The organism is Ruegeria meonggei, from assembly GCF_900172215.1.
Classification (GTDB): domain Bacteria; phylum Pseudomonadota; class Alphaproteobacteria; order Rhodobacterales; family Rhodobacteraceae; genus Ruegeria; species Ruegeria meonggei.
This window is the reverse complement of record NZ_FWFP01000002.1, coordinates 312,450-335,347: the sequence shown is the minus strand read 5'-3', so window position 1 is coordinate 335,347 and position 22,898 is coordinate 312,450. Positions and strand designations below refer to the sequence as shown.

General features: G+C 58.3%; 25 protein-coding genes. 13 read left to right on the top strand and 12 right to left on the bottom strand.

Going from position 1 to position 22,898, the window contains the following annotated elements; translation table 11 throughout:
* Positions 1-59: 59 nt before the first annotated feature.
* Positions 60-1,079, bottom strand: coding sequence for a ribose-phosphate pyrophosphokinase (locus tag RUM8411_RS04365; protein ID WP_085821414.1), 1,020 nt, complete (start codon positions 1,077-1,079; stop codon positions 60-62).
* 109 nt (positions 1,080-1,188) lie between these two features.
* On the opposite strand from RUM8411_RS04365, the gene RUM8411_RS04360 reads away from it, so the two are divergent.
* Together RUM8411_RS04360 and RUM8411_RS04355 are read left to right on the top strand one after the other, a co-directional pair.
* Entirely contained in the window at positions 1,189-1,785 is a 597-nt protein-coding gene (locus tag RUM8411_RS04360; RefSeq protein WP_085821413.1) for a 2-hydroxychromene-2-carboxylate isomerase, read from the top strand.
* Positions 1,786-1,800: 15 nt separating this feature from the next.
* The gene (locus RUM8411_RS04355; RefSeq protein WP_085821412.1) at positions 1,801-2,607 is read left to right on the top strand and encodes an alpha/beta fold hydrolase; all 807 of its coding nucleotides are present in this window, start codon (positions 1,801-1,803) and stop codon (positions 2,605-2,607) included.
* Positions 2,608-2,636: 29 nt separating this feature from the next.
* On the opposite strand, the gene RUM8411_RS04350 is transcribed toward RUM8411_RS04355, so the two are convergent.
* From RUM8411_RS04350 to RUM8411_RS04320, 7 genes are all read right to left on the bottom strand, one after another.
* A complete protein-coding gene (locus RUM8411_RS04350) occupies positions 2,637-3,671 on the bottom strand; it encodes a threonine aldolase family protein (protein ID WP_085821411.1) in 1,035 nt (344 codons plus the stop codon).
* Positions 3,671-4,144: a YcgN family cysteine cluster protein gene (locus RUM8411_RS04345; protein WP_085821410.1), complete on the bottom strand. Its 474-nt coding sequence runs from the start codon at positions 4,142-4,144 to the stop codon at positions 3,671-3,673. Before RUM8411_RS04345 ends, RUM8411_RS04350 begins: the two co-directional genes overlap by 1 nt.
* Positions 4,141-5,073, bottom strand: coding sequence for a bifunctional riboflavin kinase/FAD synthetase (locus tag RUM8411_RS04340; protein WP_085821409.1), 933 nt, complete (start codon positions 5,071-5,073; stop codon positions 4,141-4,143). The genes RUM8411_RS04345 and RUM8411_RS04340 overlap by 4 nt, the downstream gene beginning before the upstream one ends.
* Before the next feature lie 58 nt (positions 5,074-5,131).
* Positions 5,132-5,575, bottom strand: a complete 444-nt coding sequence (locus RUM8411_RS04335) for a MaoC family dehydratase (protein ID WP_085821408.1) — start codon at positions 5,573-5,575, stop codon at positions 5,132-5,134.
* Between the two features lie 100 nt (positions 5,576-5,675).
* Complete coding sequence (locus RUM8411_RS04330) at positions 5,676-6,551, bottom strand: HAD family hydrolase (protein ID WP_085821599.1); 876 nt, start codon at positions 6,549-6,551, stop codon at positions 5,676-5,678.
* 225 nt (positions 6,552-6,776) lie between these two features.
* Positions 6,777-7,697 (bottom strand): manganese-dependent inorganic pyrophosphatase, encoded by a 921-nt coding sequence (locus RUM8411_RS04325; protein ID WP_085821407.1) that lies wholly within the window; start codon positions 7,695-7,697, stop codon positions 6,777-6,779.
* Positions 7,698-7,807: 110 nt separating this feature from the next.
* On the bottom strand, positions 7,808-8,788 hold the full coding sequence (locus RUM8411_RS04320; protein ID WP_085821597.1) for a TraB/GumN family protein: 981 nt from the start codon (positions 8,786-8,788) through the stop codon (positions 7,808-7,810).
* Positions 8,789-8,924: 136 nt separating this feature from the next.
* Between RUM8411_RS04320 and RUM8411_RS04315 the strand changes: the two genes are divergently transcribed.
* The 6 genes from RUM8411_RS04315 to RUM8411_RS04290 all read left to right on the top strand — a co-directional run bounded on the left by RUM8411_RS04315 (position 8,925) and on the right by RUM8411_RS04290 (position 14,728).
* The gene (locus RUM8411_RS04315) at positions 8,925-9,599 is read left to right on the top strand and encodes a DUF2161 domain-containing phosphodiesterase (RefSeq protein ID WP_085821406.1); all 675 of its coding nucleotides are present in this window, start codon (positions 8,925-8,927) and stop codon (positions 9,597-9,599) included.
* 152 nt (positions 9,600-9,751) lie between these two features.
* Positions 9,752-10,039: a co-chaperone GroES gene (gene groES / locus RUM8411_RS04310; RefSeq protein ID WP_085821405.1), complete on the top strand. Its 288-nt coding sequence runs from the start codon at positions 9,752-9,754 to the stop codon at positions 10,037-10,039.
* A 56-nt stretch (positions 10,040-10,095) separates the two neighbouring features.
* Positions 10,096-11,739: a chaperonin GroEL gene (groL, locus tag RUM8411_RS04305; protein ID WP_085821404.1), complete on the top strand. Its 1,644-nt coding sequence runs from the start codon at positions 10,096-10,098 to the stop codon at positions 11,737-11,739.
* Positions 11,740-11,927: 188 nt separating this feature from the next.
* The gene (locus RUM8411_RS04300) at positions 11,928-12,779 is read left to right on the top strand and encodes a DMT family transporter (protein ID WP_085821596.1); all 852 of its coding nucleotides are present in this window, start codon (positions 11,928-11,930) and stop codon (positions 12,777-12,779) included.
* A gap of 30 nt (positions 12,780-12,809) precedes the next feature.
* Positions 12,810-13,583 (top strand): alpha/beta hydrolase, encoded by a 774-nt coding sequence (locus tag RUM8411_RS04295; RefSeq protein ID WP_085821403.1) that lies wholly within the window; start codon positions 12,810-12,812, stop codon positions 13,581-13,583.
* The gene (locus RUM8411_RS04290; RefSeq protein ID WP_085821402.1) at positions 13,580-14,728 is read left to right on the top strand and encodes an alpha-D-ribose 1-methylphosphonate 5-triphosphate diphosphatase; all 1,149 of its coding nucleotides are present in this window, start codon (positions 13,580-13,582) and stop codon (positions 14,726-14,728) included. The genes RUM8411_RS04295 and RUM8411_RS04290 overlap by 4 nt, the downstream gene beginning before the upstream one ends.
* Before the next feature lies 1 nt (position 14,729).
* Here the strand turns inward: RUM8411_RS04290 and RUM8411_RS04285 are convergent, their stop codons facing one another.
* From RUM8411_RS04285 to RUM8411_RS04275, 3 genes are all read right to left on the bottom strand, one after another.
* Positions 14,730-15,797 (bottom strand): 5-(carboxyamino)imidazole ribonucleotide synthase, encoded by a 1,068-nt coding sequence (locus RUM8411_RS04285; protein WP_085821401.1) that lies wholly within the window; start codon positions 15,795-15,797, stop codon positions 14,730-14,732.
* Complete coding sequence (gene purE / locus RUM8411_RS04280) at positions 15,790-16,278, bottom strand: 5-(carboxyamino)imidazole ribonucleotide mutase (RefSeq protein ID WP_085821400.1); 489 nt, start codon at positions 16,276-16,278, stop codon at positions 15,790-15,792. Before purE ends, RUM8411_RS04285 begins: the two co-directional genes overlap by 8 nt.
* A 76-nt stretch (positions 16,279-16,354) precedes the next feature.
* Positions 16,355-16,579, bottom strand: coding sequence for a YdcH family protein (locus RUM8411_RS04275; RefSeq protein WP_085821399.1), 225 nt, complete (start codon positions 16,577-16,579; stop codon positions 16,355-16,357).
* 164 nt (positions 16,580-16,743) lie between these two features.
* Between RUM8411_RS04275 and RUM8411_RS04270 the strand changes: the two genes are divergently transcribed.
* The 5 genes from RUM8411_RS04270 to RUM8411_RS04250 all read left to right on the top strand — a co-directional run bounded on the left by RUM8411_RS04270 (position 16,744) and on the right by RUM8411_RS04250 (position 21,050).
* Positions 16,744-17,157 carry an Hsp20 family protein gene (locus RUM8411_RS04270; RefSeq protein ID WP_085821398.1) on the top strand — a complete coding sequence of 138 codons (414 nt, stop codon included), beginning with the start codon at positions 16,744-16,746 and terminating at the stop codon, positions 17,155-17,157.
* 5 nt (positions 17,158-17,162) lie between these two features.
* Positions 17,163-17,387: a DUF1150 family protein gene (locus RUM8411_RS04265; protein ID WP_085821397.1), complete on the top strand. Its 225-nt coding sequence runs from the start codon at positions 17,163-17,165 to the stop codon at positions 17,385-17,387.
* A gap of 92 nt (positions 17,388-17,479) precedes the next feature.
* Complete coding sequence (locus tag RUM8411_RS04260) at positions 17,480-18,364, top strand: PhzF family phenazine biosynthesis protein (protein WP_085821396.1); 885 nt, start codon at positions 17,480-17,482, stop codon at positions 18,362-18,364.
* Entirely contained in the window at positions 18,361-19,227 is an 867-nt protein-coding gene (locus RUM8411_RS04255) for a glycosyltransferase family 10 domain-containing protein (protein ID WP_306372816.1), read from the top strand. Before RUM8411_RS04260 ends, RUM8411_RS04255 begins: the two co-directional genes overlap by 4 nt.
* A gap of 425 nt (positions 19,228-19,652) precedes the next feature.
* Positions 19,653-21,050 (top strand): peroxidase family protein, encoded by a 1,398-nt coding sequence (locus tag RUM8411_RS04250; protein ID WP_159453852.1) that lies wholly within the window; start codon positions 19,653-19,655, stop codon positions 21,048-21,050.
* 72 nt (positions 21,051-21,122) lie between these two features.
* On the opposite strand, the gene RUM8411_RS04245 is transcribed toward RUM8411_RS04250, so the two are convergent.
* Positions 21,123-22,841 (bottom strand): bifunctional sulfate adenylyltransferase/adenylylsulfate kinase, encoded by a 1,719-nt coding sequence (locus tag RUM8411_RS04245; protein ID WP_085821394.1) that lies wholly within the window; start codon positions 22,839-22,841, stop codon positions 21,123-21,125.
* Positions 22,842-22,898 lie beyond the last annotated feature (57 nt).

The following is a 22,898-nucleotide window of genomic DNA, read 5'->3' as shown; positions in this document are numbered from 1 at the left end:
AGTCTGATATTCTAGTAGTGGACTGCAACAGCCGGCCATCCCTTTGTCGACCACCCAACTCAATCCATGTGATACAGCGACTCATAAATCGGAGTCAGGGTCTTGTCCTCGAACAGGGACGACACGCTGGTTCCGTTCCAGATGTTCAGGATCGCCTGGGTGAAAATCGGAGCGGTTGGTACCACACGGATGTTCTTGGCCTTGGCGATCTCTTTGGTTGGCTGGATCGTGTCCGTCAGCACCAGAGATTTCATAACCGAGTTGGTCACACGCTCGACCGCAGGGCCGCTCATGACGCCGTGCGTGATGTAGGCGTGAACCTCCTTCGCACCGTTGTCCAGGAGGACTTGCGCCGCTTTGCACAGGGTGCCAGCCGTATCGCACATGTCGTCGACGATTAGGCAGATCTTGTCTTTGACGTCACCGATGACGGTCATCTCGGCCACTTCTCCGGCTTTCTCGCGGCGTTTGTCCACGATCGACAAGGGCGCGTTGATGCGTTTGGCCAGTTCGCGGGCGCGGGCGACGCCGCCGACGTCAGGTGACACCACCATGATCTCGTCCAGGTTGTCCTTGAATTGGTTTTTCACATCCAGCGCAAAGACCGGCGAGGCATAAAGGTTATCCACCGGGATATCGAAGAACCCCTGAATCTGTGCCGCGTGCAGGTCCATGGTCAGTACCCGCTCGATCCCGGCGCCGGTCAACATGTTGGCAACCAGCTTGGCGCTGATCGGTGTACGGGCCTTGGTGCGGCGATCCTGGCGGGCATAGCCGAAATAAGGGATCACAGCAGTGATCCGTTGCGCGGAGGATCGGCGCAGGGCGTCCGCGATGATAAGCAGCTCCATCAGGTTGTCATTGGCCGGGTTCGAGGTCGGCTGAACGATGAACATATCCTCGCCGCGGACATTCTCGAACACTTCGACGAAAATCTCGCCGTCGTTGAACCGTTCGACCCGTGCATCGACCAGACCCTGATCGACACCGCGATACAGGCTCATGCGGCGGGCAATGGATTCGGCAAGCGGAAGATTGGCGTTCCCAGCGATCAGCTTGGGTTCGTGGAGTGTCGGCATCGGCTGTAGGTCCCCGGGCAGCAAAGGCTAATGTGACAGATTCGTGATGTTGACACCGCTTAGCATGGCCTTACCGTCCAGCAAAGATAACGCTGCGGAGAAAGTGAACATGGCCCAAATTGACTACTATTTTGCGACACTCTCGCCATACACCTACCTGGCGGGACTGCGCCTGGAGGAGATTGCGGCCAAACATGGTGCGACAATCAATTACAAGCCGCTGGATATCATCGCCCTGTTCGGACGTACAGGAGGTGTTCCGCCCAAGGACCGCCATATCTCGCGCATCGAATACCGGACGCAAGAAATGCAGCGCCAGTCAAAAAAGCTGGGTATGGCGTTCAACCTGCAACCGGCCCATTGGCCCACCAATGCGGCGCCGTCCTCATACGCGATCATCGCCGCCATTCAGGACGGGTCAGGGGATGTGGGGCAGCTGGTGCATTCCTTTGTGCGCGCCTGCTGGGCCGAGGAAAAGGACATCGCGCAGGACGATGTCATCCGTGCCTGTCTGGCTGACGCCGGGTTTTCCTCGGATTTGGCCGACAGTGGCTTGCTGCTGGGGGCCGAGACCTATACCGCCAATCTGGAAGAGGCCGTGGAGCGCGGTGTGTTTGGTGCCCCGTTCTATATCACCGGGGACGACCAGCGTTTCTGGGGTCAGGACCGGCTGGAGGATTTGGACCGACACCTGGCCGACCAATAAGGGTAGGAGACCAAGATGTCCGTCGCGCAAAACTTACATGTCAGCCACTTAGGTCAGGGCGACCGTAAGGTTCTGGCCCTGCATTGCACCATTGCCCATTCCGGTGTCTGGGCCGGTCTTGCCGCGGTGCTGAAAGGGCAGGCCAGTTTTGTTGCGCCGGATATGCTGTCCCACGGACGCAGCCCGGATTGGGACCGTCAGGGCCATCTGTTCGAACGTCTGACCGAGGCCTCGCTGGAACATCTGACCGAGCCGATGGATGTGATTGGCCATTCCTTTGGGGCGATGATCGCCTTGCGGCTGGCGGTGGAACATCCTGAACTGGTCCGCAGCGTTGTTCTGGTCGAGCCGGTGTTCTTTGCCGTCGCACAGCAGGACGCGCCGGATCTGGTCGCGGAATATGCGCACGTCGCGCAACCCTATATGGATGCAATTGCCGCTGGGGATGAACCCCTGGCCGCCCGCCTGTTCAATCGCATGTGGGCCGGGGACGCTGGCCCGCAATGGGCAGATCTGCCCGAACCCGCGCGCGCGGGGATGGTGCGGGGTATTCATTTGGTGGGGGCAGTGGAAAACGCGCTGCTCAACGATACGATGGGCCTGCTGGATCCCTCCAAGATTGCGCAGGCCGACATGCCGGTTCTACTGCTGCACGGCTCTCATACTCATAAGGTGATGGTTGCCATCAACAGTGGTTTGCAGACCCGCCTTCCCCAGGCTGAAAGCGACGTGATCGACGGGGCGGGGCATATGGGTCCCATCTCGCATCCGCGCGAAACCGGTGCTGCAATCGCGGCGTTCTGGGACGGCTTGCCGTCATAAGCGCAACAATCCCTCAGACACCGGTTGCGTTAGAGCAGGTCCAGAAACTGGTCGATCTGCTCGGCGCTGATGGACCAGTCACAAACCAGTCGGCAGGCGAGAATTTCCGCGTCATCCGAGTCATCCAGTTCTGCCCCCCACAGGTGATACACCGCACCGGCCTCATGCAGCTGCTTGTGCCGCGCGCGGGAAAACTGGGCAAAGATCATATTGGCCTGCGGATCATGCAGGAATGATGCGCCTTTGGCACGCAGCCCATCGGCCAGTCGCGCGCAGTTGGCATTCGCCTGACGCGCCATGGTCAGCCAAAGATCGTCTTGCAGATAGGCCGCCATTTGTGCGGACAGATAACGATGTTTGGAAAACAAATGTGCGCCCCGCTTGCGGCGCAGTTCGAATTCCCAGGCTTTGGATTCGTCGAAAAAGACAACCGCTTCGACCCCCATCAGACCGTTTTTGGTACCGCCAAAGCTGACCGCATCGACGCCGGCCTTCCATGTCATCTCGGCCGGAGAGCAGTTCAGAGCGACCAGCGCGTTGGTAAAACGTGCGCCGTCCAGATGAATGGGCAGGCCGTATTGCTTGGCCACAGCGCACAGCGCCTGCAACTCGGCCAGCGAATAGACCGATCCCCGTTCAGTGACTTGCGTGATCGATACCGGGCCGCGCTGCGGTCCGTGCACGCCGCGTGTTTCCTCGGCCAGAATAGAGCCGCGCAGGGCCTCGGGGGTCATCTTATCTTCGCCGGGCACTAGCGTCAGCTTGGCGCCGCTGTAAAACTCGGGCGCGTTGCACTCATCCTCGTGGATATGCGCCACGGGTGAGCAGAACACGGTTTCCCACGGTTGCGCCAGCGTTGCCAGCGCCAGAGAGTTTGCCGCTGTTCCTGTGGCCACCAGATACACCGCCGCCCCCGGAGCCTCGAATATGCCGCGAATGCGATCCCGGACCTCGTTCATCAGGGTATCGGCGCCATAGGCCATCTGATAGCCCTCGTTGGCCGCATTCAGGGCGGCCATGACTTGCGGGTGAACTGGCCCGGAATTGTCAGAGGCGAAATACATCAGCTGGGCTCCTCAATGATATAGTCTTCCCACTCTTCGATGGGGGTTTCGAACTCGGACACCGTACGTCCCTGAACCGAGATTCCGGCAGCATGCACGCTGTCCGGCGTACCTGATATCAAAGGGTGCCAGTCGTAAAGAGGCTTGCCTTCCCACAACAACCGATAGGCACAGGTCTGCGGCAGCCAATAGGCGTGGTCGTCAATATTACCCGGCTTCATCACGATACACTCGGGCACAAACTGATGGCGGATGTCGTATTGTGTGCATCGGCAGTTCTCGTCGTCCAGCAAGCGGCAGGCAACGCAGGTCAGGGCTACTTCACCGGTATCTTCATCTTCCAGTTTGTTCAGGCAGCACTTGCCACAGCCGTCGCACAGGGCTTCCCATTCGCGCTGGTTCATCTTGGTCAGCGGCTTGCGTTCCCAGAACCGGGGGCCAAGACCTGCGCGGTCGATCGGATCCGTGGTCATAACGCGCCCAGCAAGGTGCGGGCCTTGTCGCAATCGGCGTTCATCTGGGCGATCAACCCGCCCAGCCCGTCAAAGGTCATTTCAGGTCTCAGATAGTCGACAAGCCCAACAGACAGGGTCGCGCCATACAAGTCGCCCGAGAAATCGAACAGGAAGGTTTCGATATTGGGCACTTCGCCCTGAAACATCGGCCGCGTCCCGACCGAGGCCGCGCCGTGATAGCTGCCCTGATGGGGCCCATCCAGCACATCGACCAGAACCGCATAAACGCCGAATTTAGGGGGGTGCAGACCTTCGATGGACATGTTCGCGGTCGGAAAGCCCAGTTCGCGCCCGCGTTGCTCGCCGCCGATGACCAGGCCTTCGATGCGGTGCCAGTGGCCCAGCATGGTGGCCGCATCACCAGGGCGGCCCTCGGTCAGTGCGGTGCGAATCGCGGTTGAGGAGACAACATTCTCAGACCGCTGCATCAAAGGCGCGACAGTAACACCAAACCCCATCTTTTGCCCAAAGCGAACCAAGTCATCCGCGGTACCGCTGCGTCCCTTGCCGAAACAGAAATCCGCGCCCACAACCACATGAGACAGGCCCAGGCCGTCGCAGATTACATTCCGGGCAAATTCTTCGGGTGTCAGCCCGGCCAGCGCTGCGTTGAAGGGAAGTTCGTATAGTTTCCGCACGCCCAGTTTTTCCAGCCTGTGTGCGCGGGCATTGCCGCGCATAAGGCGAAAAGGCGGTGCGTCCGGGGCAAAATACTCGCGCGGGTGCGGCTCGAAGGTCATCACACCCAGCGGTGCGTCCGGGGCCGCGTTGCGTGCCAATTCAATCACTGATTGATGGCCGATATGAACACCGTCAAAATTCCCGATCGCCACGCTGGCGCCGCGGTTTTCAGGTTCAAAGTATTGGAAATCCCGGATGATCTGCATGCAGCTTGCCTAGCGGGACAAGCGCGCATGTTCAAGGGCTCGGGACGTCAGGAATTCCTCAGTCGAACTTGCGGGATGGGGCCAGAACCATGGCTTCGCCCACCAGCACCTTTTTGCCGTCAACTGCACAGTGGCAATCCAGCTTGACGCGGCGCTTGGCAAAGTCGATATCGACCACCTTCACCTCGGCATAGACCATGTCGCCGGGGCGGACCGGGGCCAGGAATTTCAGCGATTGCCCCATGTAGACTGTCCCGTGGCCGGGCAGCTGTTCACCAATCACGGCCGAGATCAACCCGGCGGTCAGCATCCCATGTGCGATACGCCCTTCAAAGATCGTGTCGCGGGCGTAGTCGTCGTCCAGGTGTACTGGATTCCGGTCGGTCGAAACTTGGGCAAACATTTCGATATCTTCGTCCGTTACCACTTTGCGCAGGTAGCGGACCATGCCCATTTCAATGTCTTCGATACAGATCGTTCCGCGTGGAAGATTGTCCAACATGTCGCCCTCACTCGAATTGTTTGGGCAACAAAACAATCAAAGTCGCCCTCCGTTGGCAACTTTATTACTTCGCAACTGCAGAAAATCAAGTCTTTTCTGACTATCGCAAACGGCCGATCGTATAGGTCGGATTTATATTTTCCCGTGCAATATAGTCGGTTAGGGACTCGGGGTGCGGATGACGTGACGTTTGAGTTTCTGCAGCCGCAAGGCCGCCCGAGATAAACAGAGAATCAATCCCTTCGCCCATACCGCCCAGAATGTCGGTATGAGGGCCATCGCCTATTGCCAAAAGGTCCCCGTCCGGGATGTCGTGGCCCAGTTCCTGCAACCTGCGTCTTGCCAGATCGTAGATCGGTGGGTGGGGTTTGCCGAAGTAAAGGCTCTCACCACCCATTTCTGTATACAGCCGCGCCAATGCCCCTGCGCACCATTCACGAATTTCCCCCCGGTCGACCACGATATCGGGATTGGCGCAGAGCAGCTTCATGCCTTTTTGTTTGGCATAAAGAAAATCCGGACGATTGACCGCTGGATTTGCCATCGGGTCGAATGGCCCGCAACAGACAATCCCCTCGGCTTCGTCCAGCGGGACACGTTCGATGTGAATGGGATGGTGCAGCAGTTTCAGTGGCTCAAAGAACCCCGCATCGCGTTCCCATTCCCCCATGAAGTAAACCTTATGGCCAACCTCGCCCCGAAACATCGCAGATCGTGCGGAATCTCCGCTGGTGGCGATGGTGTCATAGGCATCGTCGGGTACGTTGAACTGCGTCAGTTGCTCTCCTACACCGGCCCGCGGTTTCGGAGAATTCGTGACCAAAACTACAATCCCACCCTGCGCGCGGTAAGCCTGCAGCGCTTCAACAGCTTCTGGGTACGCTGTAATACCGTTATGCACGCAACCCCAGAGATCGACAAACAACGCCTTATAGCGATCAGAGATTTCGGAAAGCGTGTGGATGATCTGTGTCATGAAAAGCCCCTGTTGCCGCGTCGGCAGTACCGACATTGCCTATGGCAGAGGATCGCTGGTTTGACCAGTAGGGGGCTTCGCCCCCGCCGCCCTGCAGGCGTCTCCCCAGAATATTTTTGGCCAGATGAAGCAGGGGATTCTTCATTCATCTGGCTAAAAATATCCCGGAGCGCGAGGCAGAGCCTCGCTACATGGTGTCAGTCGCGGACACCGTACCTACGCAGGTCAGACTTTCAGATTTGGAATGATCTGCTTTTTCCGGCTCATGATTCCGGGGAGAACCACGGAGTCACCATCAACCGAGGCGCCAAAGCTCTTTTCCGCAACGCTTTTGACCAGATCGTTGGGCACCAGCAGAGTCGCCTCTTCGTTCAGGATATCGACAACGAACAGCAGAACCTCATCGACGCCGTCCTCCTCGGCCACGTCTGCCATCGACGCCGCGATGCTGGCTTTGCGGTCCAGCACAACGCTCGGCGCAGTGGTTTCCAGAACCGAGACGCGGAACTTGGTGTCATCGACCTCATACTCTTTGCTATCCATGCGGATCAGTTCAGCATCTGAAAAGGACGACACGTCGGATTTCGCCGCGAACATGTCAGCCGCATAAGCCGAGACGTCGAGGCCCAGCTCTGCCGCCAGTTTCTCGGCCACTTCGCGGTCATGTGCGGTAGTGGTTGGCGAGCGGAACTCCAGCGTATCCGACAGGATGCAGGTTAGGGCCGCGCCTTTAACGGATTCGGGCATCTTAGCGGCATCGTCGCCCATCAGGTCGACCATGATGGTTGCGGTGCAGGCCAGCGGACGCACAGTGATGTCGATCGGACCTTTGGTTTCCAGACCGCCGACCAGCTTGTGGTGGTCAATGATGGCGCGGATGTCGGCGCTGTTGACGCTGGCGGGCAGTTCGGCAGGGTTATTGGTGTCAACGATGACAACCGGCGCGTCTGCGGCCACGTCCTCGATGATGCGCGGTTTGGGTAGCTCCCAGCGTTGCAGCATGAAGGCAGCTTCGGTGTTGGGCTCGCCCAGCAATACGGGCTCGGCCTGTTCGCCTTTGACTTCGTTCAGGTACCAGGACCACAGGATGGGCGATCCAGTGGAATCTGTGTCGGGGGATTTATGGCCAAATACAAGAGTTGTCATGTCAGCGTCCAGCGGATTGTGAATTTGCGCGCCTTATAGGGTGGTCTGCATGGGTTGTCACCCGGCAGAGTTCTCGCTGCGACGGATAGTCTGAATTTCACCGGGTCTAATCAGAAGGGCGCGCGGGTCAGTGTATACCCCGCCTGATGCAATTGGTTCAAAAGCCCGTGGTCATCGCCCAGGTGCCCTGCGCCAATGGCAATCACGGCCACCTGATCCTGGATGTCCAGAATGTGATCCATCCAGTCGTTATTGCGGTCGATCAGTAACTTCTGTTCGAACCCGTTCCATTCTTCCTCAAAAACCTGGGGGTCCAACCCCGACGCATCGAGGCCCTGAAGCCGTGCCAGTTGCAGGATCTGGCCGTGCTTCTCTTCGAGATAGGCATCTGCCATCGTCGCCAACTGGTCTTCACTGGCCTCTAACGCACCGGCCATCCGGACCAGTGACTGCACCTGTTCCTCAATAGGGTGGCTGTCGAAAATCGCCATCAGGTCGTCAATCCGTTCCAGCGAGTGCTGGGAGATGCCATTTTCGGTGGCCAGATCGGTCAGGCGGGCGTCCATTCCGTATTTGGCGTCTGGGTCCTCGGATATGCAGGGCGGGACGCTTAACATCATGCTTAGGAACCAAGGGCGCATCTTGGCACCCATCCAGCTGGGGATGCCGCGTTCAGCCAGACCGGCGGACAGGGCGGCCCAATCCTCTTCGGACATCAGTTCAATCAGAGTGGGACCAGAGGTAATTATGACCGGGCTCGGGTCGTGGGCTAGATTTCGCTCGAAGGTTGCCATCGCGTCTTGTGTAACCTCGAAATAGAACGCGTCGGCCTGGCTGAGTGTTGGCTTCAGGCGTTCCACCACCGCATCCATACGCGGATCGTTGATATGCAGTGTTCCAATCAAATGCAGAACCGTTTTGTCCTTGCGGGCAATCCAGTGGTTGCCTTCCGGGAAGGGAAAATCTTTCAACGCCTGCTGAAGCTCACCCTGTTCCTGCGCCGTCAGGCGGGGCCTGAGATCTCGGCCTTCACAGGCCGCGTGGGCTACGAAGGGAAGGACCAATAAGGCAAGGGAGAGAAGGAAACGCATTGACATCATCCCGGACGGTTCGGTTCAAATATGAGGTGCGACCATGCATAAGCAATGACGGCCTTTCCACAAGGTCGGATCAGCGAGGTGCACATCTGTGTCTGGAATTCCGCACCAATTTGCATAGCATGAGCTTATGGACCGCGAGCAGGATCTTTATCCCCCGATCAAGGCGCTGTTAGAGCGTCAAGGCTATACCGTCAAAGGCGAGGTCGGCGCAGCCGATGTGGTGGCCGTACGCGCGGGCAGCGACCCGGTGGTCGTTGAGCTGAAACTCAGGTTCTCACTGGCGCTGTTTCATCAGGCCATTACGCGGCTGAAGGTAACAGATCAGGTGTATATCGGTGTCTGCAAACCCAAAGGGCGCACCGCCCGGCGGGCGTTGAAGGATAACCTGGCGCTGTGCCGCAGGTTAGGCCTTGGGCTGATCACCGTACGCGCAGATGGAACTGTTGAGGTGCAATGTGATCCCGGTCCCTATGCGCCGCGCAAGAATAAAGCCAATGCTGCGCGGCTATTGCGTGAATTCGATCGGTTAGAGGGTGACCCCAATTCCGGTGGCGCCACCCGGCACGGCATTGTCACGGCCTACCGCCAGGACGCGTTGAAATGTGCGGCACATCTGGCCGAATGCGGCGCCACCAAGGGCTCGGTTGTGGCCAAAGCCACCGGAGTGCCCGAGGCAACGCGCCTGATGCGGGACAATCACTATGGCTGGTTCGACAAGGTGGAAAAGGGTGTGTATGGCCTGACGACGGCGGGGCAGGACGGGCTGAAACACTGGGCTTACAGCTGGGATCAGCCCGACTGAAGCGTATTGCGAAAAAATCCATTGCAACTTGTTGACTCGGGGGATTCGACTCCCTAGCTATGCGTCGTTGTCACTCACACACTTCGAGTGCTAACGCCTCGTCAGTCGACGAGGGGAGGATAAATAAACTTTGAGCCCAAGGAGCTGCAAAGATGGCATTGAAACCGCTTCATGACCGCGTGTTGGTTCGCCGTACCGAAAGCGATGAAAAAACCGCTGGTGGTCTGATCATTCCTGACAGTGCAAAAGAAAAGCCCAGCGAAGGCGAAGTCGTTGCGATCGGCGAAGGCGCCCGCAAGGACAGCGGCGAGTTGATCGCAATGGCTGTAAAAGCTGGCGACAAGATCCTGTTCGGCAAATGGTCGGGCACTGAGGTCAACGTCGACGGCGAAGAGTTGCTGATGATGAAAGAAAGCGACATCATGGGGATCATCGAGTAAGGCCTGCGCGCTTTCTCTGATCTTTATCTCAAACATATTTCTCAAGGAGAAACGATATGGCTGCTAAGGACGTCAAGTTCGACACCGATGCCCGTAACCGCATGCTGGCTGGTGTGAACATCCTGGCCGATGCTGTCAAAGTAACCCTGGGCCCCAAAGGCCGCAACGTGGTTCTGGACAAATCCTTCGGCGCACCGCGCATCACCAAAGATGGTGTTTCGGTTGCCAAGGAAATCGAACTGGAAGACAAGTTCGAAAACATGGGCGCGCAGATGGTGAAAGAAGTCGCCAGCCGCACCAATGACGAGGCCGGCGACGGCACCACCACCGCAACCGTTCTGGCTCAGTCCATCGTCAAAGAAGGCCTCAAGCAGGTTGCTGCTGGCCTGAACCCGATGGACCTGAAGCGCGGTATCGACCTGGCAACCGCCAAGGTTGTCGCGGGCATCAAAGAAGCATCGCGTGAAGTCAAAGACAGCGCTGAAGTTGCTCAGGTTGGCACCATTTCGTCCAATGGCGAAACTGAAATCGGCCAGCAGATCGCAGACGCGATGCAGAAGGTCGGCAACGAAGGTGTTATCACTGTCGAAGAAAACAAAGGCCTGGAAACCCAGACTGATGTTGTCGAAGGCATGCAGTTCGACCGTGGCTATCTGTCGCCTTACTTCGTCACCAATGCAGACAAGATGATCGCAGATCTGGACGACTGCATGATCCTGCTGCATGAAAAGAAACTGTCCTCGCTGCAGCCGATGGTTCCGCTGCTCGAGCAGGTGATCCAGTCGCAAAAGCCGCTGCTGATCATTGCTGAGGACGTTGAAGGCGAAGCTCTGGCAACTCTGGTTGTCAACAAACTGCGCGGCGGCCTGAAAATTGCTGCTGTCAAAGCACCGGGCTTCGGCGATCGCCGCAAGGCCATGCTGCAGGACATCGCAATCCTGACCGGCGGTCAGGTCATCAGCGAAGATCTGGGCATGAAGCTCGAGTCCGTCACCATGGACATGCTGGGCACCGCCAAGAAAATCGAAATCACCAAAGACGAAACCACCATTGTTGACGGTGCTGGCGAGAAAGCCGAGATCGAAGCACGTGTTGCTCAGATCCGCACTCAGATCGAAGAAACCTCGTCGGACTACGACCGTGAGAAGCTGCAAGAACGCGTTGCCAAACTGGCAGGCGGTGTTGCGGTTATCCGCGTCGGCGGCATGACCGAAGTTGAAGTGAAAGAGCGTAAGGACCGTGTGGACGATGCTCTGAACGCGACCCGTGCTGCTGTTCAGGAAGGCGTTGTCGTAGGCGGCGGTGTTTCTCTGGTTCAGGCGGGTAAAGTTCTGGAAACTCTGAGCGGCGCAAACGCAGATCAGGATGCTGGTATCACCATCGTTCGCAAAGCCATCGAAGCGCCGCTGCGCCAGATCGCTGAAAACGCAGGCGTTGACGGTGCGGTTGTCGCAGGCAAAGTTCGTGAATCAGACGATGCAGCCTTTGGCTTCAACGCTCAGACCGAAGAATATGGCGACATGTTTGCTTTTGGTGTGATCGACCCGGCCAAAGTTGTCCGTACCGCTTTGGAAGATGCGGCGTCGGTTGCAGGTCTGCTGATCACCACCGAAGCCATGGTTGCCGACAAACCCGCCAAAGATGGCGCAACTGCTGGTGGCGGCATGCCCGACATGGGCGGCATGGGCGGCATGATGTAAGATCGTCGAATTCGCCCTGGCGAATTCTGACGACCCCGATAGGCACCTGGTCTTGTGACCAGTCTGCCGAAGGGGACGCCATAATGCTTAGGAACGGGGTCGCCTACGGGCGGCCCCGTTTTCGTTTGCGGGGCGGTCGAGCAGGAAAGTGAGTGTCCAAGCCTCTGCAAACCCGCTATGGCGTTGACATGAGACTGTTTCTTCTGACCGCCCTGACCATGTGCGCGTTTGCGGCGAATTCGATCCTGAACCGTCTGGCCATCGACAGCGGCGCAAGCGACCCTGCCGGCTTTGCGGTTGTACGAGTGCTGTCAGGCGTCGTGGTGCTGACCTGTTTAGTCTATCTACGGGCCGGTCATCTGCCCTTGCTGAACCGGCGCAGGGTCGCCGGGGCCGGTTCGTTGTCGCTGTATATGATCGGTTTTTCCATCGCCTATCTGACACTGGATGCAGGGCTTGGCGCGCTTATCCTGTTCGGCGTGGTACAGATCACCATGTTCGCGGTGACCTCGATCACAGGCAATGCTCCGTCCGGGCGGCAGGTCGCCGGAGCGGTGATTGCGGTAACCGGTCTGTCCTATGTGTTATGGCCAACCGACGCAGTGCAGGTCGACCCCGTAGGAGCGGCCCTGATGGGTGTTGCGGGGATAGGCTGGGCGATCTACTCGCTGGTTGGACGGTCCGAGCCCGACGCCCTGGCCGGAACAGCAGCCAACTTTGTTGTGGCACTGCCCGTAACGGCATTAGCCTTGCTGACAACCGGGGGCGACTGGCACATGACCGCCTCTGGATACCTGCTGGCCGCATTGGCCGGAGGGGTTACGTCAGGCCTGGGCTATGCCCTGTGGTACCGTGTTTTGCCGCAATTGGCCGCAACAACTGCTGCGGTCGTGCAGCTAAGCGTTCCGATCATCGCTATCGTAGGCGGCGTTGTTTTTCTGGGTGAGGTTGCCAGTTTGCGCCTGATGCTTGGTGCCGCGCTGGTTCTGGGCGGGATCGCATTGGCCGTCCTGCGCTTGAAACCGCGGCTGGGGGTTTAATACAATCCGCTTAGGCTTTATCTGGCGGTTATGAGATATCTGCTTGCCCTTTTTCTGCTATTCGCCCCGGCCATGGCCAGTGCCAAATGCGTTGTGCTTTTGCACGGGCTCGCCCGAACCGAGGCGTCGTTTACGGTGATGGAGCAGCTGTTCAAGGCGCATGGATACACTGTTGTGCGCCCGGGTTACCCTTCGACCGACCTGCCAATCGCCGAGCTTGCAATCCAGACCGTGCCGGATGCGATTGCGGCCTGTGGTGAAGACAAAGCCAATGTCGTGGCGCATTCCATGGGTGGCATTCTGTTGCGCTATTGGTTGCAGGATCATGACCCGGAGAATCTGGGACGTGTGGTGATGCTGGGCCCACCCAACCAGGGCAGCCAGCTTGTTGATGAGCTGGGTGCGTGGGAAGTGTTTGGTATGCTCAACGGTCCGGCCGGACTAGAACTTGGTACGGGTCCCGAAGGGATCCCCCGGAAACTGCCCCCTGTGGAGTTCGAGCTTGGGGTGATTGCGGGTGAGAACTCGTTGAACCCGCTGTTCTCGTCACTGATTGATGGGCGCGATGACGGCAAGGTGTCGATCACGACCACCCGGGTCGAAGGGATGAAAGACCACATTGTCCTACCGGTGACGCATACTTTTATGATGAACAACCCGCGCGTCATGGCGCAGGCGTTGCACTTTATCGAGTTCGGCCAGTTTGACCCGCAAATAACGTGGCTGGACGGGGTATCGGATATCATCGATGAAATATGCATCGGTCTGGATTGCTCGGAACCTGCGTCGGAGCCAACGCAATGAATGCCTTGAACCTGACCCTTTCTGGGGCAGAGGTGTTGTTGGACCGGGGGCTGGCATTTACTGACCTGTCGCTGGCTGATGGTGTCATCCAACCCGACCGCACGGGGAAAAGGATCGATCTATCCGGCTATCTCGTTTTGCCGGGTATTATCGACATGCACGGGGATGGGTTCGAACGCCATATCGCGCCCCGTCGCGGGGCAATGAAGCAGATGGGGGAGGGCATCCTCTCGGTCGAGGCCGAACTGGCCGCCAACGGCATCACCACAGGCGTATTGGCGCAGTTCCACAGTTGGGAAGGCGGCGTGCGTGGCCCTGAGTTCGCGGCGCAGGTGTTTGATGCCATCGCCTCGGTCAAGGATCGCGTCGTCACCGATCTGATGCCGCAGCTGCGCTTTGAGACGCATATGCTGGATAACTATGACGACCTCGCGGACCGGATTGCGGATTGGCAGGTGCGGTATGTGGTGTTCAACGACCACTTGCCGCATGACCGTTTGTCCGAAGGGCGCAAACCGCAACGCCTGACCGGGCAAGCGCTGAAGGCTGGGCGCAATCCGGACCGGCACTTTGAGGTGCTGATGTCCATGCACGCGCGCCGGGACGAGGTGCCAGCGGCTTTGGACGCGTTATGTGCGGTTCTTGACCGGCAGGGCGTACGCATGGGCAGCCATGATGACGCCACAGCCCAAACCCGTGCCGAGTGGCGCGCTCGGGGTGCGAAAATCTCAGAATTTCCGGAAACGCTTGAAGCGGCCGAAGCCGCCCGGGCAGCCGGGGATCACATCATTCTAGGCTCACCCAATGTGGTGCGTGGGGGATCGCATAAAGGCAATGCCAGCGCATTGGATCTGATCACGCTTGGGCTGTGTGATGCGCTGGCTTCGGATTACCACTATCCCAGCCCACGTCGCGCAGCGCTGATGTTAGCCAAATCCGGGTTGGTTGATTTGGCCGGCGCTTGGGCGCTGGTGTCTTCGGGGCCAGCGCGGGTTCTTGGGTTGCAGGACAGGGGCACGCTGAGCGCAGGAAAACGTGCCGATATGGTCATTCTGGACGGGCAAACCCACCGCGTCGCCGCCACGCTGGCAGGCGGGCGGGTCAGTTACATGGCCGGAGATATTGCGGCGCGGTTCGTCGGCTGATTTACCGCGCGATGCGGTTGAAATGACCCATCTTGCGGCCGGGTTTAACCTCGGCCTTGCCATAAAGATGGAGTGCCACGTCGCGGTCCCGCGCCAGATCCGGTACACGGTCCATATCGCCACCGATCAGGTTCTCCATCACCACATCCGAATGACGCTGGCCGTCGCCCAACGGCCACCCCGCAACGGCGCGGATATGTTGTTCGAACTGATCCACTGCGCAACCATTTTGTGTCCAGTGGCCCGAGTTATGCACCCGGGGCGCGATCTCATTTACGATCAGGCCCTGCGGAGTCACGAACAGTTCAACCCCCATAACGCCAACATAGTCCAGCGCATTCAGGATATTGGCGGCCAGTAGAACCGCATCTGTACGTTGCGCTGGACGCAGACGGGCAGGGACCGTTGTGGTGTGCAGGATACCGTCGCGGTGCACGTTCTCACCAGGGTCGAAACAGGCCACCTGCCCATCCAGCCCGCGCGCTGCGATGATCGAGACCTCATGGCTGAATTCCACAAACCCTTCGAGGATCGCAGGCGCACCGGCCATATCGGCCAGCGCGGCCCCGGCATCCTCAGGCGCATGCAGCCGGGCCTGACCCTTGCCGTCATAGCCAAAGCGGCGGGTTTTCAGAATGGCGGGCGTGCCGATCTGGTCGATTGCTGCGTTCAGGCTGTTCAGATCGGTGATATCGGCGAAGGGTGCGGTTTGCAGCCCCAGACCTTGCAGAAAAGCCTTCTCGGTCAGGCGATCCTGACTGACACGCTGCGCCTCGCGACCCGGACGGATAGGGCGATGTGCCTCGAGCAGGTCCAGGGCTTCGGTTGGGATGTTTTCGAACTCATAGGTAATGACATCAACCGACTCTGCAAAGGCGCGCAGGGCTTCGGCATCGTCATAAGCCGCTGTGGTCACTCGGTCAGCGACCTGCCCGGCAGGTGGGTTCATCCCGGGTTCATAGATGTGCGACACGAACCCAAGACGAGAGGCCGCGACCGACAGCATCCGGCCAAGTTGACCACCGCCCAGAATTCCGATCTTAGCGCCGGGCTGCAGGGTCTCAGTCATCGACGGGCTCCTCGGGGATAGAGGCCGACAAAGCTTGACGCCACGCGTCCAGACGGTCGGCCAGTGCGCTGTCTTGCAAGGCCAGGATACCGGCCGCCATCAGGCCGGCATTGGTGCCGCCCGCCGAGCCGATTGCCATGGTTGCCACTGGGAAGCCCTTGGGCATCTGAACAATGGAATACAGCGAATCTACGCCGGACAGCGCCCGCGTTTGGACAGGAACACCAATCACTGGCACGCGGGTTTTTGAGGCCATCATGCCTGGCAGATGCGCCGCACCGCCGGCTCCGGCGATAATCACATGTAATCCACGCGACACAGCAGTTTTGCCGTAATCCCACAAACGGTCTGGCGTGCGATGTGCCGAGACGATGCGCTTTTCATACGCGATGCCCAGATCATCCAGAATGTCTGCGGCTTCTTTCATCGTGGGCCAGTCCGACTGGCTGCCCATGATGATCCCCACTTTCACATCGCTCATTCGCTTGTGTCCCTGCCTGCCGAAAGAGCGCGCACTATAGCCAAATCCGGTTATGTGGCAATGCGGTACAGAGGTTTCAGGCGATGATATCGGGGGTCAGGCGGTCTTCGATCAACCGAATGAGGTCTTTCAGCTTCAGTTTCTGCTTTTTCAATCGCTTGATCGTCAGTTGATCAGACGTGCCTTTGGCCTGCAGCGCCTCGATCGCTTCGTCCAGGTCACGGTGCTGGCGGCGGAAAACCTCCAGCTCCACGCGCAAAACTTCATCTGTTTTCATCGAAAGATCGGTGGGCGCGTTCATGGGCGACTCAGTGTTTATTGTGGTGCTTTCCACACAAGATAGTGTGTCAGGGTTTATCCGGCCAGACCTTGTGGACATCCTGGTTTCTTCCCATATTCTATCATACGCGGTTGCCGCTACGGGGCCGCTCAATACGTCGCTTTGGCAATAAAGGACGAAAATACGTGTCAAAACTTACTCTTGGCTCATACCCGCATCTTTTGGGGTTCGAGCAATTGGAACGCCTTCTGGAACGGTCTGCAAAGGCCGGTAACGAAGGGTATCCGCCCTATAATATCGAACAGACCTCGGATTTTTCCTATCGCATCACCCTGGCTGTGGCCGGGTTCGCGGAAGAGGACCTGTCGATCACCATCGAGGATCGCCAATTGGTGATCCGGGGCCGTCAACGCGACGACAGCGAAGGGCGCGTCTTTCTGCATCGCGGCATCGCGGCGCGCCAGTTTCAGCGCATGTTCGTGCTGGCTGATGGTGTCGAGGTGGGTGAGGCGATCATGGAAAACGGTCTGCTGCACGTGGACCTGACCCGTGCCGTCCCGGAAACCGTGGTGCAAACAATCAACATACGAAAGGGGTAAGAGCTATGAATACACCGATTGAACTGAACACCGAAGGCGACCGGATCGTCTATGTCAAAATGGTTGAAGTCGCTGATCTGCCTCGGGAACTGCGTGAACAGGCCGGTGATCTGCATCACCTGTACGCCGTACACGATTCAGATGGTCAGCAACTGGCGTTGGTCGCCGACCGCAAGCTGGCGTTCAACCTGGCGCGTGAACATGACTTTTCACCGGTGGCCGTTCACTGAAACGGTTCCGCCCCGCGATTTCCCCGTGACATCCGCTGCCCTGCGGGCGAGATATGCGAAACGTGAAAGTATCGCAGAGCGGAGCGTGAGACATGAGTTGGTTTGACTTTGATTGGGTAGACGCCTTCAGTAGTCGCGCCTTTGGCGGAAACGGCTGCGCCGTGGTCCATGGTGGTGCGGTGCTGGCCCAGGACACCTGCATGGATTATGTGCGCGAAACCTCTCTGGTTGAATGCACATTTACCGGGCCGTCCGATGTGGCCGACATCAGAGTGCGCTATTTCCTTGCCAGCCGCGAAATTCCATTTGCCGGGCATCCCACCATCGCCACAGTGGCCGCAATGCGATCGCGTGGGTTGATACAGGGCGATACGCTGACGCTGGAAACCGGGGCCGGGATTGTTCCGATCTGTTTCAATGGCGATGAGATCGAGATGACGCAGATCGCACCGCAATTCGGCGATTACATTCCCGCCGATCTTGTCGCGGCCGCCGTCAGCCTGCCGCAAGAGGCCATCATCTCGCCCCCGCAACTGGTGTCCACCGGTTTGCCCTTCTGCGTAACGGTTCTGCGCGATCACGATGCGTTGCGCGCCGCAAAGTTGGTCGAAGAGCCGCTGCGCAAGGTGGCTGAACGGGCTGGCTTTTCCGGCTCTGACGTGGCTGAACCGTTCCTGGTGACACTCAAGGGGGCGACCGGTGCGGGCGATACATTCTCGCGTCTGCTGCTGGCGCCGCCCAGCCCGCCCGAAGATCCGTTCACCGGGTCCGCCACAGGCGCGATGGCGGCGTATCTTTGGAAACATGGGCTGATGCCCAAAGATACGTTCACAGCCGAACAGGGCAACGATATGGGCCGCCCAGGTCAGGCCACGGTCACGCGCGTGGGTCCTGCCGATGCGATGACCGGCATCAAGGTCGCCGGTCGCGGCTTCGTGCTGATGCGCGGTCAGGTCGATTTGTCGGAAGCTGCATGATGGCTAACCCGGCCATCGCTATCCTGCCGTATGGCCACCGATTGGGGCCGAAACTGGCCGGGGTTCCCTTGTCCGAGCTGATCTGGCCCGAAGGCTGCCCAGAGCGCCTGACAGGCAAGACCGTAGGCGATCTGGAGCGCACAGATCATCTGATCATGTACCCAAATTCCACCGTTCATCTGGGCCTGCGCCGGGGCACCCGTGCGCAGATTTCGCTGATGATGGGTGAACCTTCGGCCATTCACGCCAAACACGACCGGATGCTGCGCTATACGTGGCGCCGGTTCTTTCGGGTGCTGACTTTTCATGATGTGTTGTTGCAGGGCATACCAAACGCGGTTTTCTTGCCCTATGGCGTCACTATGGTTCCGGATTGGCAGGCGCTGTCGGTTGAGAAAACCAAATCCTGTTCGTTGATTGCCTCGGCCAAGCGCAACCTCAAAGGGCATCAATTGCGCCATTCGGTCATCAACTGGGTCCGAGACAGCGGCGCGGATGTCGAGATCATGGGTCGCGGCTATACGCCGTTTGAACGCAAATCAGACGGGCTGGCCCCGTATCGCTTTTCCGTGGTGATAGAGAATGTGCGTGAGCGGAACTATTTCTCGGAGAAACTGACCGACACGATCCTGTGCGCGACTGTTCCGATCTATTGGGGCTGTCCGAATATCAGTGATTTCTTCGACACATCAGGCATGGTCCTGTGTAAGACCGAGACCGATATTCACCGCGCAATTCAATCCGTTTCCCCGGAAGATTACGCCCGCCGACTACCTCATCTGCACTCAATTCAACAACAGGCGGCTGAATTTGGTGCGTTCGAGCGCCGCGCAGTCGCCGCGCTGCGGGCCGAATTGCCTTAGATTGATAAATTTGATTTTGTCTCTTTGATTGCAAGTGGTTGTATCGGTTGATGGTTACAGCGCCGTTGGCCGATTTTCGCAAAGTCAATTGCGCTGACCTTTTTTCAAACCCCGTTTTTTGGTAAAATTCGCCTGCGGCCAGCTTAGGAAGACATAGTCTTTGGCCCTTATTTTTAAGACTTTGATTCAATTGCCGGCATTTTTGGCACCGACATAAGAGTTGGTCAGCATTTCAAACAGACCCATTTTCTAGGAGCATAGCGATGAGCGTTTCATCATCCAGGTATGGTATTTCCAGCCTACCCAGATCTAAGCAATATAAAGGCCCGTTCGGGCGTCTCTTCCGCACCCTTCCCCCATGGCAGTCGCCCCATGCCGACGACGCTGCTGCAGTTGCCGCTCTGCGCGACTTTGCGACAAACTCCATGAGCGAGACAGCCGGGCAGGACAATCTGGACAATGCGAACCTGCCCGCCGGGTACACTTATTTCGGCCAGTTCGTGGATCACGACATAACCTTTGATCCGACCTCGTCGCTGATGCGTCAGAGCGATCCGGACAAGCTCGACAACTTCCGCACGCCGCGTCTAGACCTTGATTGCCTCTATGGCGAAGGCCCGGCGGATGAGCCGTTCATGTATGACCAGAAGCGCGGTGGTCTGTTCCTGCTGGGGACGACCGAACAGGATTGGACCGGCGAAAAACAGGTGGCGGGCTCGAACGAACCGGACCTACAGCGCAACCGGCAAGGCCGCGCCATCATCGGCGATATGCGCAACGACGAAAATGTGATTGTGTCCCAGTTCCAGTTGGCAATGTTGCGTCTGCACAACCGGGTCATGTTGCAGCTCGCGACCGGCGATCCAGACAATGAGGGCACCGAATTCGAGTTTGACGGTGAGATGTTTCAGGAGGCGCAGCGCAAGGTGCGCTGGTTTTATCAATATGTGGTTTGGAACGACTTCATCAAACGACTAGTCAGCGATGCGATCTGGACCCGCGTTCTGGACAAGGCGGATTGCCATAAGTTCAACGGCACGGTTTATGATTGGTCCTATCAGCCCTTCATGCCGGTTGAGTTTTCTGTCGCGGCCTATCGTTTTGGCCATTCTCTGATCCGACCGGGCTATCAGATCAACGTCAATGATGACGATGACACCGGGCTTGGGTTTGGAACCGAATTGCCTATCTTCCACCCCGATGGTCCAACGGACTCGGGCGGGAAAATTCGTCATGACCTGCGTGGCTTCCGCCATTTCCCCCATCGCCATACGCTGCAATGGGACTGGTTCTTTGACATCAATTCTGGCGGTCCGTTCCCGCAACCTGCGCGCCGGATCGATACCAAGCTGTCATCGGCGGTGTTTGCGCTGCCCGAAGGGCCTGATCCCAAACCCAACAGACTGGCCTTCCTGAACCTGCTGCGCTCGATGCGGCTGGAACTGCCGAAAGGAACGGATGTGGCACATCGCATGGGCCTGACGCCTCATGCAATTGGTGACCCACACGAGGATATTCTGTGGCATTACATCCTGAAGGAAAGCCAGATCTTGCCGGCAAACAATTCGGGCCGGATGTTGGGACAGGTCGGCGGGACCATCGTTGCCGAGGTGTTCGGCGGGCTTCTCGACGGCGATCCGATGTCTTATGTGCGCAACATGCCAAATTGGACTCCGAATGACGATCCGGACCTGATGGCGTTGCTGGACAACCCGGCGCCGGTCAATGCCGGTGATTGGGAGGTCGGCGATCTACTGCGCGCCTCGGGTGCGCCAATCAACGCCCAGGACGTTGCCAACACAATTGCAAACGGTCGAAATTGATCGTTCCAAATTTGACGAAAAAGGGCAGCGCTTTGCATAAGCGCTGCCCTTTTTTGCGACTACTCTTTGGGTTTACGATGCGGCGATCAAGCCCATGCTTTCCAGCTTGAGCAAAACTTGATGGGCGCAGTTATCGACGTCAACATTCTCGGTCTCCACGCTCAACTCGGGTTTGGCAGGCACGTCATAAGGGTCTGAGATGCCCGTGAATTCCTTGATCTTGCCTTCGCGTGCCAGCTTATACAGGCCCTTGCGGTCGCGGCGTTCGCATTCTTCGATAGTGGTGGCCACGTGGACCTCGCAGAAAGCGCCGAACGCTTCGACATCTTCACGCACTGCACGACGGGTGGTGGCATAAGGCGCGATCGGGGCACAGATGGCGATACCGCCATTCTTGGTGATCTCGCTGGCGACATAGCCAATGCGGCGGATGTTCAGGTCACGATGCTCTTTCGAGAAACCCAGTTCTGACGACAGGTTCTTACGCACGATGTCGCCGTCCAACAACGTGACCGGACGACCGCCCATCTCCATCAGCTTGACCATAAGCGCGTTGGCGATAGTGGATTTGCCGGACCCAGAGAAGCCGGTGAAAAATACGGTAAAACCTTGCTCCGAGCGGGGCGGTGAAGTGCGGCGCAACTCGGTCACAACTTCCGGGAACGAGAACCATTCGGGGATCTCCAGACCTTCGCGCAAACGGCGGCGCAGTTCGGTGCCCGAAATGTTCAGGATCGTGACATTGTCTTTGTCTTCGATCTCGTCATTGGGCTCGTATTGGGCACGTTCCTGCACATAGACCATGTGTTTGAAATCGACCATTTCGACGCCGATCTCATCCTGGAACTGGCGGAACAGGTCCTGCGCGTCATATGGACCATAGAAATCCTCGCCGGCAGAGTTCTTGCCGGGGCCAGCGTGGTCACGGCCAACGATGAAGTGGGTGCAGCCGTGATTGGCGCGGATCAATCCGTGCCAAACCGCTTCGCGCGGGCCGGCCATGCGCATTGCCAGGTTCAGCAGCGACATCGACGTTGTCGAGGCCGGGTATTTGTCCAGAACCGCCTCATAACAGCGGACGCGGGTGAAGTGATCAACATCGCCTGGTTTGGTCATGCCGACAACCGGGTGGATCAGCAGGTTGGCCTGTGCCTCTTTCGCGGCGCGGAAGGTCAGCTCCTGATGCGCGCGGTGCAGCGGGTTGCGGGTCTGGAAGGCCACGATACGACGCCAGCCCAACTTTCGGAAATAGGCGCGCAGCTCGTTCGGGGTGTCGCGGCGGGCACGGAAGTCATAGTGGACGGGTTGCTGAATGCCGACTATGGGTCCACCCAGATAGACTTTGCCCGCGACGTTGTGCAGGTAGTTTACAGCAGGATGCGCATCGTCATCAACGCCAAAAACTTTTTCGGCCTCGCGCGCTTTGTTTGGTGTCCAGCGATCAGTCACGGTCATGGTGCCCAGAATGACGCCTTCCTGATCACGCAAGGCAATGTCCTGACCCAGCTCGATCTTGTCGGCAAAGTCTTCGCTGACATCCAGCGTGATCGGCATCGGCCACAGGGTGCCATCCGCCAGACGCATGTTTTCGACGACGTTGTCGTAATCCGCCTCGGACAAGAAGCCCTTGAGCGGGTTGAACCCGCCATTCATCAGCAGTTCAAGGTCGCAGATCTGGCGCGGGCTCAGGTCCCAGCTGGTCAGATCGGCAGCTTCTACCTTCAATTTCTGCGCCGACTCGTACGAAACATACAGTTCAGGGATCGGAGTCAGGTTGCTTAACATCGTCATTGGAATACTCTTGTCGAAGTGAGGTTTGCCGGTGATTCAAGGGCGTTTGCGGGGCGT